The organism is Pontibacter sp. Tf4, assembly GCF_014212495.1.
Taxonomy (GTDB): Bacteria; Bacteroidota; Bacteroidia; order Cytophagales; family Hymenobacteraceae; genus Pontibacter.
In genome coordinates this window covers 399,752-413,100 of record NZ_JACKZC010000001.1, presented here as the reverse complement: position 1 = coordinate 413,100, position 13,349 = coordinate 399,752, and the positions used below count along the sequence as shown (strand labels likewise).

The following is a 13,349-nucleotide window of genomic DNA, read 5'->3' as shown; positions in this document are numbered from 1 at the left end:
TAACACAGGAAAGCAACTATAGGCTGGGATGTTGGCTGTATTTGAAGTAATTTTAAACGGAGTAAGTGTGGCCCATCCGGGCTGTTGCTGCTCTTTCACAGTATCATTTTACACTTAAAATATGAAACGTAAAATTATCGCCTGCCTGCTGTGGTGTGCGTCCGGTGTAGCTGCACTGGCCCAGACACAAGGCAACAAGATCGAGTTCACGGAGTACACCCTCCCGAACGGACTACACGTGATCCTGCACCAGGACAACTCAACGCCAAACGTGGCAGTATCGGTGCTGTACCATGTTGGCTCTAAAAACGAAGAGAAAGGCCGTACAGGTTTTGCTCACTTCTTCGAGCACCTGATGTTTGAGGGTACCGAGAACATTGACCGTGGCCAGTACATGAGCATGGTGCAGGCAGCAGGCGGTTCGCTTAACGCCAACACCTCTTTCGACAGAACTTACTACTATGAGCTGCTGCCATCGAACCAGGTAGCCCTGGGATTATGGATGGAAGCGGAGCGTATGAAAGGCGCTAAAGTAGACGAAGTAGGCGTGGAGACACAGCGCAAAGTAGTGCAGGAAGAAAAGCGTATGCGCGTGGATAACCAGCCTTACGGCACCATCCTGGAAAACACGTTCGGCCTGGCTTACACTACGCACCCGTACAAAGTAACGCCGATCGGTACGTTCGAGGACCTGAACAATGCTAAAATAGAGGAGTTCCGCGATTTCTATAAAACCTTTTACGTGCCGAACAATGCCACACTTTCTATCGCCGGCGACATCAAAATTGATGAGACCAAAAAGCTGATAGAGCAATATTTCGGCGGCATTCCGAAGGGTACCAAAGCCATACCAAGACCAACTATAAAAGAGCCTGCCCAGACAGAAGAGCGTCGTAAGATTGTGTATGACAACATTCAGCTTCCGGCAGTTATCCAGGCGTATCACATTCCGGCGCAGGGCACACCAGACCACTACGCGTTGTCTATGCTTACTACCTTGTTATCAGGTGGCGAGAGTGCCCGTTTGCCAAAAGCCCTTGTTGATAAGCAGCAGAAAGCGGTAGCCGCCATGTCTATCCCGTTCCCGACGGAAGATCCGGGCCTGTTCCTGACGTATGCCATTGCCAATGTAGGCGTAGATGCCCAGGCCCTGGAAGATGCTATGAACGTTGAGATTGAGCGCGTAAAAACAGAGCCGCTTAGCGACAAGGAGTTCCAGAAACTGCGCAACCAGGTGGAGAGCCAGTTTGTACAGCAGAACAGCACCGTTGCCGGCCGCGCCGAAAACCTGGCGAACTACCACGTGTACTACAAAGATGCTAACCTGATCAACACAGAGATCGACCGCTTTATGAAGGTAACGAAGGAAGACATCCAGCGCGTGGCAAAGGAATACCTGACCAAGAACAACCGTGTAGTACTGCACTACCTGCCAAAGTCAGCCCAGCCAAAACAGTAACAAAAGAGATATTAGTATTAAGATCTTAGATAATAGATGTAATATTTTGGCAGCTATAGTTAACCGAAACGAATTCAAAGTCTAAAATCTATTTCTAACATCTAATATCTAAAGTACAAATCAACGAGAAATCATGATAAAGAAATTATATAGCACACTGGCGCTGGCTCTGGCGCTGGTAACTGTTGCTCCGGCACAAACAAAACAGTCTCCGCCGCCGGCGGGCCCGGCTCCCAAAATTGAGCTTGGCAAATACGAGCAGATCACGCTGAAGAACGGCCTTAAAGTGTATGTGGTAGAGAACCACAAGCAGCCGGTAGTTTCTATGTCGCTGGTGCTGGACCGCGACCCGATCCTGGAAGGCGACAAAGCTGGTTATGTGCAGGCTGCCGGCCAGATGATGCGCACCGGTACCACTACCCGCACCAAAGACCAATTCGATGAGCAGGTAGACTTCATCGGTGCCAACCTGTCGTTCAACTCTACCGGGTTTAATGCCTCTGCCCTTAAAAAGCACCTGCCAACCCTGCTTACCCTTACTTCGGATGCCCTGCTGAACCCTAAGTTTACCCAGGAAGAGCTGGACAAGGTAAAGAAGCAGATGCTGGCTAACCTGGCCACTGAAAAGGACAACCCGGATGCGATTGCCAGCAAAACACGCAGCATGTTGCTGTATGGCAAAAACCACCCATATGGCGAGCTGATGACCGAAGAAACAGTGAAGAACATCACTTTGGCCGACATCCAGAACTACTATAGTACTTACTTTAAACCAAACATCGGTTACCTGGCTATAGTTGGCGACATCACCCCGAAAGAAGCGAAAAAACTGCTGAACAAATCTCTGAAGAACTGGAAAAAAGGCGAGGTGCCGGGCAAAACATTTGACCTGCCAAAAGCTCCTGCCAAAACCCAGGTTGTTATAGTGGATCGCCCGAGTGCCGTGCAAAGTGTACTGGCATTCACGAACCCTGCCGACCTGAAGCCGGGCGCTCCGGATGCCGTTGCTGCACAGCTGATGAACACGATACTGGGTGGTGGCAGCTCTGCCCGCCTGTTCCTGAACCTGCGCGAAAGCAAAGGCTATACCTACGGTGCTTATTCTTCTCTTTCTTCTGATGAGATCCTGGGTCGCTTTAACGCATCGGCCAACGTGCGCAACGCCGTTACCGACAGCGCAGCCACCGAGTTTATGAAAGAGCTTACCAAGATCCGCAATGAGCGCGTGTCGGATGAAGAGCTGGCATACGCCAAAGCCTACATGACCGGTAACTTTGCCCGTGGCCTTGAGAGCCCTGCTACAGTAGCGATCTACGCCATAAACACTGCCCGCTACAACCTGCCAGCCGATTACTATGCCAACTACTTAAAGCAAGTGGAAGCCGTAACTGCAGAAGACATTCAGCGTGTGGCCCAGAAGTATGTAAAGCCGGAGCAACTATACATTGTAGCCGTAGGCAATGCCTCTGATATAGCTTCTAAACTGAAGAAGTTTGACCTGGAAGATGGCCAGATCGCTTACTACAACACTGCCGGCGAAAAAGTAGAACGTACAGCTGCTTCTGCCACTGTACCGGCTGACGTAACTGCTGAGAAAGTACTTGCCAGCTATATTAAAGCAATTGGCGGTAAAGCAAACATCGATAAGGTGAAAGATATTACCGTAACCAGCAACGCTACCATACAGGGCATGCCGCTTGTAATTACGCAGCAGCAAAAAGGCTCTGACAAGTTTGTAGCTATCGTCAGCATGAACAACAGCCCGCTGCAGCGCCTGGTAATCAACGGCGACAAAGGCAAAATGGAAGCTCCAATGCAGGGTATCAACAAAAACATGACTGCTGAAGAGCTTGCTACTCAAAAACTGGAAGCGGATATTTTCTCTCACGCCCGTTACGACAAACTGGGTGTAAAAACCAAAGTAACCGGTATAGAGGATGTAGATGGCAAAGCAGCTTATGTGGTAGAAGCAACAACAGCAAATGGCCAGAAAACACTGCACTATTTCGACAAGAACACCGGCCTGCTGCTGAAGGATGTAAAAAGCCTGGAGTCGCCGCAGGGTGTACTGACGCAGACCAAAAACTATAGCAACTACAAAGAAGTGAATGGTATTAAAGTACCTTACACAGTAGAAACTACGGTTGGCCCGCAGGTTATTAAAGCTGAAGTTCAGACTGTAGAAGTAAATAAAGGCATCAGCGACGATACATTTAAGATCTAATCTGAATTTACATGATTATTGAAAAAGGCTGCCTTGTTTAAGGCAGCCTTTTTTTGTTTATGCTCTTTTGCCGTCCCGAGCATTCTTAAGATGTGCGTTGAAGAGAGTCTGCGTAGCTGTGGGGGATTTTTGTCCTATAGTTCATCTCCGCTCTTTTGTCATGTCGAGCGCAGCCGAGGCATCTTATATGTCTTATAGCTAGCTATAGTTGCCACTGGACACAAGCAGTTTGTGCTATAGTTTTTTTTAACCTGGGAGCTTTACTCACCTATAGTTGCCATAGTTAGCTTGGCTCCCTCCCGGGCCGCGAGGCCCCGTCTTCGGGCATCGCGCGTTGTACATTTCCTTTGCTCGTGCCACGCAATGCCTTCGGCACCGAAATCTACAAGGCGCTCAACCCAAAGACTGAGATCACATTCGATAGCTACGACTATGGCTATAGTTTCTACGCTGGCTTGTAGTGATAGCAAATCATTTTTCTCGTGGTTGTAGTTCCGTGGGGCCAAGTAAACTTGTCCTATCCGTGAGCTGTAACTAAAGAACTATAAGACAAACTATAGAACTAAAAATCAAAATATATTGAAGGCAGAGTTCCCCTCCTTAGATAAGGAGGGGTAGGGGTGGTTTGATTACAGCAACTATAGAACTATAATCTAAACTATAGCAAAAGCAAAAAGTCCCTCTTCGAAGGGAGCAGGGGATGACCAACGCCTACTATAGAACTATAGTGTCAAACAATAGCAAAACTCTAAATCCTGTAAATCCTTTAATCTTGTAAATCCTGATTCAGACAATCTCCCGGGGCCCCGATAAAAGGTGAGGACCGGGAAAAGGTGAGACACTTGTACACATAGCGCATAACCTGTTAAACCAGTAACTATAAACCTGAACTGCGAACCTTAGAACAATTCTCCCTGCACGGGCTGTACGTATTTTTTCGGTACTTTCAGGTCCAGACCACAAATTTTGTTCAGTTGCTCTATCAGGTAAATGGCCAGGTCGGGAGCCAGGGTGTTGTCTGGTTCGTGCACGAAAAAGTATAGTTGCTGCAGGCCGTCCTCCAGCCATAGTTTCAGTCGCTGTACCCAGGCATCGATGCGTGTAAAATCGGTGGGGTGCAGGCCGTTGCCTACAAAGCGCACCATAGCAGTGGGCGTGGTCAGGCGCATGTGCAGCACATCGCGGCGACCGGCCACATCGGTTATTACGGTTCCTACGCCATACTTCTCCAATACCTCAAATAATTCCAGGCTGGCAATGTTATCCACAAACCAGTCGGGGTGGCGAAGCTCTACGGCTACGGGTATAGTTTCCGGTATAAATTTCAGGAAGACCTCCAGGTCCGGGAGCTGCTCGGGAGCAAAGTAAGGCGGCAACTGCAGAAAAGAGCTTCCCAGGTTATCTTCCAGCCCGGCAATGGACTCGCAAAAAGCAGCTGTAATGCTTTGTGTGCTCTGCAACATATTTTCGTGGCTGATGAGCTGCGGAAATTTAGGACAGAACTTAAAACCACGCGGCACCGCATTGCGCCACCTGTCTATAGTGGTGGGGCCCGGAATATGGTAGTGTGTGCTGTTGAGCTCAATGGTGTTGAACTGTTTGCCATACCACAACAGCGAATCTTTCTCGCGCATGGTGGCCGGGTATATAGTGCCTGCCCAAGCCTTGTTCACCCAAACCGGCAACCCAATGTATACTTCCGGCTTCGCACTCTGCTTATACTGCCGCAAAAGTGGCTGTGTACCAGGGTGATCTGGCGGCAGCGCAAAATCAACATGCTCGATCGACTGTAGTTTGCCAAAGTCCATAGTTTAAATCTGTTTGTTAGTTATACGCTTCCGGTAGTAGCAGGTGTGAATTTCAAAAACGACGCATGAAATTATGTTGTTATGAATATATTTTAATAAATTTTTTATTGTATTTTACCTGCTGCATGTTCTATTAAAATAAGGCTATACTCGCATGAAAGGCACTTTTTGCTTTATATCGCTTATAGCAACTTTGTATATTGAGGTGTATCCCCCCACATCCAAAGGGCAATATTGCCGTAAAAGGCTTCGTTTAAAAAAATATTCGTAAATTTGCCGATCACCAATAATTAAAACTATGATATATAATAGAAAGTGCATCCTGCTATCAGTAATCATTTTTCTATTTATCGGCTTAGGCCAAACCGCATTAGCACAAGACTCCAATCAGACTCAAACGGGTAAAGCGTCGTGGTACGGCAGCAAATACCACGGCAGAAAAACCAGCAGCGGCGAGCGTTACAATAAAAACGACATGACTGCGGCTCATAACACACTTCCTTTCGGCACCAAGGTAAAAGTTACCAACCTGGCCAACAACGAATCTGTAGTACTTCGCATCAACGACCGCGGCCCGTATGTAGGCAAGCGCATTATAGATGTATCGGAAGTAGCTGCCAAACAGTTGGATATGCACAAGCAGGGCGTAGCCCAGGTAAAGGTAGAAGTACTTGAACTGCCGGGAAACGCCTTATCAAAAGCTGAAGATCCGTTTAAACCGAACACTTACACCATACAGCGTGGTGCCTACACCTCAGAAGAGCTTGCCCTGGAGCAAAGCCAGAAACTGAAAGCCTTTGACAAAAGCCTGACAGTGGAGCTGAAAGAAGAAAAAGTGATGGGTAAAAAGATGCACCGCCTGCGCATTGGCCAGTTTGAGACAAAACAGCACGCCGAAGCTTTTAACGAGCTGCTGAAGGAAGAAGGACTGGAAGGCAAAGTGCTGGAATCGTAAACAGGAACTATAGTTTAACTATAAAATAAAAGGGGCAGATCATCAGATCCGCCCCTTTTTGTTATTCTATAGTTTAAACCGTTTGCTTTACTTTAGTTACAAAGCCATCCAGCAACTGGGCCAGGTCAGGTATACATTCTAAGTTTAAGGTGTGTCCTGTATTCGGCAGTATTTCGAGCTCGGCGTTTGGCAGGGCCTGGTACATGGCGCGGCCCATTTCAGGCGTGCAAAGCATGTCTTCTTCGCCCTGCACCACCAGCACCGGCAGCTGCACGTTTTTCAGGTTTTCCAGGTAATTGCCGCTTTCTTCGGTGGCACGCACCAGTTTCAGCAGGTTTTCGGTGGAGGGGCTTTGTCCGGCTTTGCTGTTTTTCAGGTCTTCTATCGTGATGATCGGGTTCAGAAAATAACTGCGGCCCAGCACAAAAGGCAGCATCACATCCAGCATCAGCGGGTAGCCGCCAGCCAGCAACGCCTGTTTCCAACTATAGCCGATGGCATCAAAATAAGCATCTTTATACGGGAAGGTAGATAACAACACGCCCCCCTGCACCAACTCCGGGTAATTAACCAAAAACCGTTGCGCTACCGCGCCGCCATAAGAGATCCCGACAACTATAGTTTCCGGCAATGCCAGCGCTTTCAGCAGATCGGCCAGGTCGGCGGCATGTCCTTCAAAGGTGCGGTACCCGGGCGCAGCATCGCTTTGCCCCTGAAACAGCAGATCGACCAGCACCAGTTTGTACTTGTTGCCCAGGGCCCGCACCACGCCTCCCCACGCTGCCGTAGACTGCGACAGCCCGTTCAGGAAAACAAGCGTTTGGGTAGCTTCTGCATTTCCCTGTATCTCATAGTATAGGTTCAGTCCGTCGGGTAGTTGGTGTGTCATGGGTTGGTAGATTTTAAGGTTCGCAGCGGCAAAGCTATACGAAAATATAAGAAAGCAAAATGCACGGCTGGCGCTATGCTTCGGAAAGTGCTATAGTTTGCAGCTCCTCGCGGGTGTGTGTTTGTGGGGCAAGCGGTACTGTAAACCAGAAACGGCTGCCCTGGCCCGGCTTACTTTTCACCCAGATAAAGCCACCGTTACGCTCCACAAAAAGCCGGCAAAGCAGCAGGCCTAACCCTGTCCCTTTCTCGTTGGCGGTGCCTTTGGTAGTTTGCGCCAGTTGCTCCTGGCTGAACAACGAGGCTATAGTTGCCGCGTCCATGCCTATGCCTTCGTCTTCCACGCTGATCTCTGCCATGTTGTTACCAGCTATAGTTGCGTGCAGCTGTATCTTTTTACCTGGTTCCGAAAATTTAATGGCATTGTGCAGCAGGTTCCGGATCACAAACGACAACATATTGGCATCGGCATATACTTTTAACTCATCAACTATAGTTACCTGCCAGCTTATATTTTTGGCCACAGCTGTATCCTGCAGCAGGGCCAGGTTGTCCTGTACGCTTTGCGCCAACTCAATTACTTCGGGCTCAAAACTTACCATATCGCCGGAACCGGTTTGTGCCGCCGACCATTGCAGCAGGTTCTCTAATAAAGCCTGCAGGTTACGCACCGATAGTTGGGTATGGTTAGCCAGTTTCTGCATTTGCTCCGGCTTCATCCTGTCCGAAAAATTTAGCAGGATGTTCAGGAAAGAATCGAGTGTGGCCAGCGGGGTGCGCAGGTCGTGGGAAATGATGGAAAAGAAGCGGTCTTTGATGCTGTTGATGCGCATGAGTTTGAGCTCTGATGCCTTGAGCTGCCGAACGGTGTGCTTCAGTTCCTGGGTTTTGTGGCGCAGGGCAGCGGTGCGGTTGGCTACGGTTATTTCCAGTTCTTCTTTCTGTTGCTCTATCAGGTGTTTGCGCTCTACTTCTTTTTCCAGTTCCAGGCGCTTTTTCTCCAGCACTTCGTTGGCCAGCTCGCTGGTAACAGTATTTAGTCTGTACGCCAATCCAAGCGAGAAAAGTACCACTTGCGCCACCATGCCTACCTGTGCCGCGTAAAGGGTCAGCATGGTATCTGGCAGCCAGTGCATCTCCTTTAAAATAAACAGCAGCGAGCCCACCACAAACAGCACGTTGGCAAAAACAAAGTACAGGGCCGGGCGGTACCCTTTGTAAAAGGCATGAATCCCCACCAGCAGCATGGCTACCAGCACAGCGCCACCTATCACGCCAATCAGGTCTACGCAAACTTTCAGCAGATCTAAAGGAGTAAAATACGAAAGCAGGCCCATGGCTACCGGTATGGCATACAGCAGCGCCAGGAAAGTAAGTACTTTGTCCCAGACAGGCATGGTCTGGCGGGTATCGAGGTAGCTGCGGGTAAAGAGCAGGCGGAAAATACCGTTAAACGTAACCAGAAAGGCAAAACTATGGGCGTTCCAGTACGGGGCATTGGGCCACAGCAGTTCCAGCGCAAAGCCGTGGTAAAACATATAGTACAGCCCTGTGCCCGTTAGCGCCATCACATAATATAAATAGCTCCGGTCGCGCACCGATATGTAGAGCACCAGGTTGTAAAGGGCCATCACCACGATGATACCGATAAAAATGCCCTGCCCGAACAAACGGCTGTTATTGGCTTTTACTACCTGCCCGGGCGTATCGAGCTGCAGGCTCAGGTGGCGGGGTTTGTACAGGTCTATCTCTCCCTGCAGGCGCAGGTAAAGCAAGGTGCTGCTTTCTGGTGCCAGGTGTACCCGCACATAAGGTTTGTTCTGAGGCACATCGCGATCGGCTATTTTCAGCAGCTGGCCTGTCTGTCGTTTTTCTATAGTTCCGTCGGGGTGCTGCAGGTATAGTTCTACACGGCTCCAGTCGCCGGCATACAGGTAGCGCTCCTGCGGGCTGCGGCTATCGTTGTGCAGCATAACACGCACCCAATGCACAGTTTTATCAGCAGCGAGTGTAGCGGTTGTATCAAGTTGGCTGAAAGGAAGTTGTTTTACAGCGTTAAGATCTGCTTTGCCGCCTGCATCGTGATATACCTGCAGGGTTCCCCGGATTACCTGGCCATTGGGTTGCAGCGCCACTACGTTAGCCGGCCCTGCCGTTGCCAGCGTCATGCACAGCAACAGCAGCAAGCCTGTTATCAGCAGGCCAAGCGTAAGTCTGTATTCGCGGCTCCCCTTGTTCATCCTATTAAGTTAAGCAATAAAGCCATCCGGAACTATAGCTGCGCCCAGTGTATTGGCTTATTTATTTTAATTCTGCTATATTTAGTATTTCGGAACAAGCTTAAAACCTATGGCTAAGGTAAAATTACTGATTGCAGAAGATGATGTGGTGATTGCTCAGAACTTAGCGCTCTCGCTGGAAGAGACCGGCTATGAGGTATGCGGCACCGTTAGCTCCGGCGAAGACCTGCTGTTGCAGGTACACCAGCACAACCCCGACCTGGTGATACTGGACATTACCCTGGATGGCAAACTGGATGGCATTGAAACCGCCGCTATACTGGCCCGCTCCACACAGGTACCTTTTATTTTTATGACTGCCCTGTCGGATAAGGAGACAATTGGCCGCGCCAAATTAACCAACCCGCACGCCTACCTGGTAAAGCCTTTCGATGTGCGCACCCTGCAAAGCAGCATTGAAGTAGCCATACACAACGCCGCCACGCGTCAGCAGCCCGAAGCCCAACCCGGCGAAGTTGCTCCTGCCCCGGAACAGACCGACAATTACCTGCTGCACAACAGCCTGTTCGTAAAGGTGCGCAACCGCCTGGAGAAAGTAGCTTTAAAAGAGATTATCTGGGTCGAGGCGCAGGACATTTACTGCAACATCAAAACCCAGAACCACATTTACCTGGTAAGCCAGAGCCTGAAAAACCTGGAGCAGCGCCTGCCTGCCAAAGATTTTATGCGCGTGCACCGCTCCTACATCGTGCGCCTTACCGCCATCGAAGCCATCGAAGACAACAACATCCTGATCGCCGGAAAACACATCCCCATTGGCAACACCCACAAAGACAACCTGCTGAACCGCTTACAGATACTATAGTTTAGGAGTTTTGGAGTTAAAGAGTTTGTGAGTTAGAAAGTTTAGAGGGTGTAAATGTAGAGACGCAAGATTTTGCGTCTCCGCTATGAAACTATAGCAGCTATAGTTACAACTATACCAACTATAGCGGTTAGAGCTGCGCCTATCGGCTATAGTTGTATTCCCAATTCACTCAATCACTCATTCAAAACTCAGTTATTCAATTATTCGATCATTCAAAATTAACCCCTCACCTGCGCAGCTTCTGATTTCACCTTGAAATATCCTGTGTTGGCAAGTATAGACTTATAGCTATCTGATTAAATTTTTACCTTAATCATGACTTAGCATCACTTATACTTTCCTTACATGAATAATTTAGCCCCTTCGGAACTGGTTACGGCCGGCTGGATACTGGTTATCACTTACGCTGCAGTAATTCTGTTCTTCGTGATACGCGGCGCACTCCGTACGCGCTCGATAGCAGACTATGCGCTGGGCAGTGTTACCTTTTCGCCGGTAGCGGTGGGGTTGGCCCTCGCTGCTTCCATGACAAGTGCGGCTACCTTTATCATCAATCCAGGCTTTGTAGCGCTCTACGGAATCAGCGGTGTCATCTCGATGGGGATTGCCCTGCCTGTAGCGGCACTGGTTTCGCTGGTTGTGCTTACCAAAGGCTTCCGGGCAATGGGTACGGCTGTAAAAGCACAGACCATGGCCCAGTGGATGGGAGCTGTGTATAAAAGCCGTGGCTATACGCTGTTTTTCGCCTTTTTATCGCTCCTGCTCATCACATTTATAGTTTTGATCTGTGTGGGGCTAACCAAGGTGCTGGCCAGTGTGCTTAACCTGAACGAGCTGTATGTATGCGTGGGCATTGTGGTATTTGTTTTCGGATACATGATGTTTGGCGGCGCCAACTCCATGGTGTATACCAACATGATACAGGCCGCGCTGATGGTTATAGTTGCCGTTATCCTGCTTGGCTCGGGCTACGAGCATTTCAGCAACGGCGTGCATGGCTTTTTAGATAAGCTTGCCGCCATCGACCCGATGCTGACTTCCACTACCAACCCCGATAGCTTCCTGTTCCGGGATAATTTCGAGATTATTTTTTGCCAGATCATCATTGGTATTGCTATAGTTTGCCAGCCGCATATTATTACCAAATCGCTGTTGCTCAAAAACGATAAAGATGTAAACTTATACCTTGTAGTCGGCATCATTATTCAGGCGCTGTTTTTCCTGGTAGTGATAGCTGGTTTGTATGCCCGCATCTCGTTCCCGGACCTGACCATAAACGGTACTCCTATTCCTGTGGATGGCATCATGTCGGCGTATGTGGTGCAGGAGTTCCCGGTTTACATGGGCTTACTGGTAGTAATGGGACTTATCTCGGCCGGACTTTCTACCTTAGAGGGGTTGATCCAGTCGGTTTCCATTACCATAACATCTGATATCCTGGCGCCAATGTTAGGCGATAAAGGACTGGCCAAAAGTGTGTTCATTAACCGTTTGGTGATTGCGGCCTTAGCTATAGTTACCATTCTGCTCACGTTTGACCAGCTGCTGCACCCGAACCTGAGCGTGGGCATTTTTGCGCAGAATGGCGTGTATGCTTATTTCTCGGCTGCCTTTGTACCGGTGCTGTTCGGTATGTTCCTGAAGCGGGTGCCACTTATTGCGCCGGTAGCTGCTTCGCTTACATCGGTGGCGGTGCATTTTGCAGTGTATTATGGGGGCTTAACCTCTTACATGGATGCTCCGGTACGAAACCCGGGTATTGCTGCCGCGCTGGCCATACTGGCTTCTGTATTGGTGGGCCTGATCTTATATTTTACCTTCCGGAAGCCGGAGGAGGCAGAGGCCGAAACCGCTGCCTTACCTTTAGAGAAAGTAGCTTATGAAAAGGAATTTTAGACAAACTATAGTGCTGGCAGGGTTCGGCCTGCTGCTGTGCCTGCATGCGCAGTGCCAGGCTCCTGCCGCTACTTCAGCAGCACCGGCCACCACTACCGATGCTGTTTTCGAAAATCTGAACTATAAATACCCGGTCAAAAAACTGAAACTGGCCAACGGCACAACTATAGCCTATACCGACCAGGGCAAAGGTCCCGAAACACTGATCTTTATTCATGGCCTCGGCAGCTACCTGCCCGCCTGGGACAAGAACATCGGGGAGCTGAGCCGCAACTATAGAACAATAGCATTAGACCTGCCGGGTTACGGAAAATCATCGAAAGAGAATGTGCAGGTAGGCATGGCCGCTTATGCACAGGCCGTGCTGGCCCTTATGGATGAACTAAAGATAAAACAGGCAGTACTGGTGGGCCACTCGATGGGCGGGCAGATTGCCATTACCGCCGCCCTGCAGGCACCGGAGCGGGTAAAGAAACTGGTACTGGCTGCCCCGGCTGGCCTCGAGACGTTTACAGAACCGCAGAAGCAACTTTTTAAGGCCACCGTAACGCCGGAAAGCGTGCAGAAAACTCCTGACGAGAAAGCTGTCGCCAACATTAAGGTAAATTTTTACCAGATGCCCGCCGATGCACAGTTCATGATAGACGACCGCCTGAAAATGGCACAGTCCGCGGATTTTGGAAACTATAGCAAAGCGGTAGCCGCCAGTGTTGCCGCCATGGTGGACGAGCCTGTGTATGACAAGCTACCGCAGCTGCAGGCACCAACGCTTATTGTTTTTGGCGAGCAGGACGCCCTGATCCCGAACAAGTACCTGAACCCGAACTTAACGACCCAGGCCGTTGCCAACACAGGCAAAGAAAAAATAAAGAACAGCCAGGTAGTGCTGTTGCCCCAGGCAGGCCATTTTGTGCAGTACGAACAAGCCGACGCCTTTAACAAGGCAGTCCGGGAGTTCCTTAACTAAGTTATTACAACACCTTACTATAAACACAAATTAACTGATCGATT

10 protein-coding genes are annotated in these 13,349 nt (G+C 49.5%); 6 read left to right on the top strand and 4 right to left on the bottom strand.

Annotation, left to right across the window (positions count from 1 at the left end; all coding sequences use genetic code 11):
* The first annotated feature begins 121 nt into the window (after positions 1 to 121).
* Both H7F15_RS01740 and H7F15_RS01735 read left to right on the top strand, forming a co-directional pair.
* Positions 122 to 1,459 carry a pitrilysin family protein gene (locus H7F15_RS01740; protein ID WP_185195217.1) on the top strand — a complete coding sequence of 446 codons (1,338 nt, stop codon included), beginning with the start codon at positions 122 to 124 and terminating at the stop codon, positions 1,457 to 1,459.
* 133 nt (positions 1,460 to 1,592) lie between these two features.
* Positions 1,593 to 3,683: an insulinase family protein gene (locus tag H7F15_RS01735; protein WP_185195216.1), complete on the top strand. Its 2,091-nt coding sequence runs from the start codon at positions 1,593 to 1,595 to the stop codon at positions 3,681 to 3,683.
* Between the two features lie 260 nt (positions 3,684 to 3,943).
* On the opposite strand, the gene H7F15_RS01730 is transcribed toward H7F15_RS01735, so the two are convergent.
* Both H7F15_RS01730 and H7F15_RS01725 read right to left on the bottom strand, forming a co-directional pair.
* On the bottom strand, positions 3,944 to 4,189 hold the full coding sequence (locus tag H7F15_RS01730) for a hypothetical protein (protein WP_185195215.1): 246 nt from the start codon (positions 4,187 to 4,189) through the stop codon (positions 3,944 to 3,946).
* A 393-nt stretch (positions 4,190 to 4,582) separates the two neighbouring features.
* On the bottom strand, positions 4,583 to 5,491 hold the full coding sequence (locus H7F15_RS01725) for a DUF72 domain-containing protein (RefSeq protein ID WP_185195214.1): 909 nt from the start codon (positions 5,489 to 5,491) through the stop codon (positions 4,583 to 4,585).
* Between the two features lie 298 nt (positions 5,492 to 5,789).
* On the opposite strand from H7F15_RS01725, the gene H7F15_RS01720 reads away from it, so the two are divergent.
* Positions 5,790 to 6,446, top strand: coding sequence for a septal ring lytic transglycosylase RlpA family protein (locus H7F15_RS01720; protein ID WP_185195213.1), 657 nt, complete (start codon positions 5,790 to 5,792; stop codon positions 6,444 to 6,446).
* A 73-nt stretch (positions 6,447 to 6,519) separates the two neighbouring features.
* Here the strand turns inward: H7F15_RS01720 and H7F15_RS01715 are convergent, their stop codons facing one another.
* Both H7F15_RS01715 and H7F15_RS01710 read right to left on the bottom strand, forming a co-directional pair.
* Positions 6,520 to 7,335: an alpha/beta fold hydrolase gene (locus H7F15_RS01715; RefSeq protein ID WP_185195212.1), complete on the bottom strand. Its 816-nt coding sequence runs from the start codon at positions 7,333 to 7,335 to the stop codon at positions 6,520 to 6,522.
* A 73-nt stretch (positions 7,336 to 7,408) separates the two neighbouring features.
* Complete coding sequence (locus H7F15_RS01710; protein WP_255481031.1) at positions 7,409 to 9,574, bottom strand: sensor histidine kinase; 2,166 nt, start codon at positions 9,572 to 9,574, stop codon at positions 7,409 to 7,411.
* A gap of 109 nt (positions 9,575 to 9,683) precedes the next feature.
* Here H7F15_RS01710 and H7F15_RS01705 point away from each other — a divergent pair, with 109 nt between their 5' ends.
* The 3 genes from H7F15_RS01705 to H7F15_RS01695 all read left to right on the top strand — a co-directional run bounded on the left by H7F15_RS01705 (position 9,684) and on the right by H7F15_RS01695 (position 13,305).
* Positions 9,684 to 10,439 carry a LytTR family DNA-binding domain-containing protein gene (locus tag H7F15_RS01705; RefSeq protein ID WP_185195211.1) on the top strand — a complete coding sequence of 252 codons (756 nt, stop codon included), beginning with the start codon at positions 9,684 to 9,686 and terminating at the stop codon, positions 10,437 to 10,439.
* A gap of 348 nt (positions 10,440 to 10,787) precedes the next feature.
* Positions 10,788 to 12,338 carry a sodium:solute symporter gene (locus H7F15_RS01700; RefSeq protein WP_185195210.1) on the top strand — a complete coding sequence of 517 codons (1,551 nt, stop codon included), beginning with the start codon at positions 10,788 to 10,790 and terminating at the stop codon, positions 12,336 to 12,338.
* Entirely contained in the window at positions 12,322 to 13,305 is a 984-nt protein-coding gene (locus H7F15_RS01695; RefSeq protein ID WP_185195209.1) for an alpha/beta fold hydrolase, read from the top strand. Before H7F15_RS01700 ends, H7F15_RS01695 begins: the two co-directional genes overlap by 17 nt.
* Positions 13,306 to 13,349 lie beyond the last annotated feature (44 nt).

What these genes read in the sequence shown, in the direction of transcription:
- H7F15_RS01725 (WP_185195214.1), bottom strand. Translation starts at nt 5,491, where the DNA reads ATGGACTTTGGCAAACTACAGTCGATCGAGCATGTTGATTTTGCGCTG.
- H7F15_RS01710 (WP_255481031.1), bottom strand. Translation starts at nt 9,574, where the DNA reads ATGAACAAGGGGAGCCGCGAATACAGACTTACGCTTGGCCTGCTGATA.
- H7F15_RS01735 (WP_185195216.1), top strand. Translation starts at nt 1,593, where the DNA reads ATGATAAAGAAATTATATAGCACACTGGCGCTGGCTCTGGCGCTGGTA.
- H7F15_RS01720 (WP_185195213.1), top strand. Translation starts at nt 5,790, where the DNA reads ATGATATATAATAGAAAGTGCATCCTGCTATCAGTAATCATTTTTCTA.
- H7F15_RS01740 (WP_185195217.1), top strand. Translation starts at nt 122, where the DNA reads ATGAAACGTAAAATTATCGCCTGCCTGCTGTGGTGTGCGTCCGGTGTA.
- H7F15_RS01695 (WP_185195209.1), top strand. Translation starts at nt 12,322, where the DNA reads ATGAAAAGGAATTTTAGACAAACTATAGTGCTGGCAGGGTTCGGCCTG.
- H7F15_RS01700 (WP_185195210.1), top strand. Translation starts at nt 10,788, where the DNA reads ATGAATAATTTAGCCCCTTCGGAACTGGTTACGGCCGGCTGGATACTG.
- H7F15_RS01705 (WP_185195211.1), top strand. Translation starts at nt 9,684, where the DNA reads ATGGCTAAGGTAAAATTACTGATTGCAGAAGATGATGTGGTGATTGCT.
- H7F15_RS01715 (WP_185195212.1), bottom strand. Translation starts at nt 7,335, where the DNA reads ATGACACACCAACTACCCGACGGACTGAACCTATACTATGAGATACAG.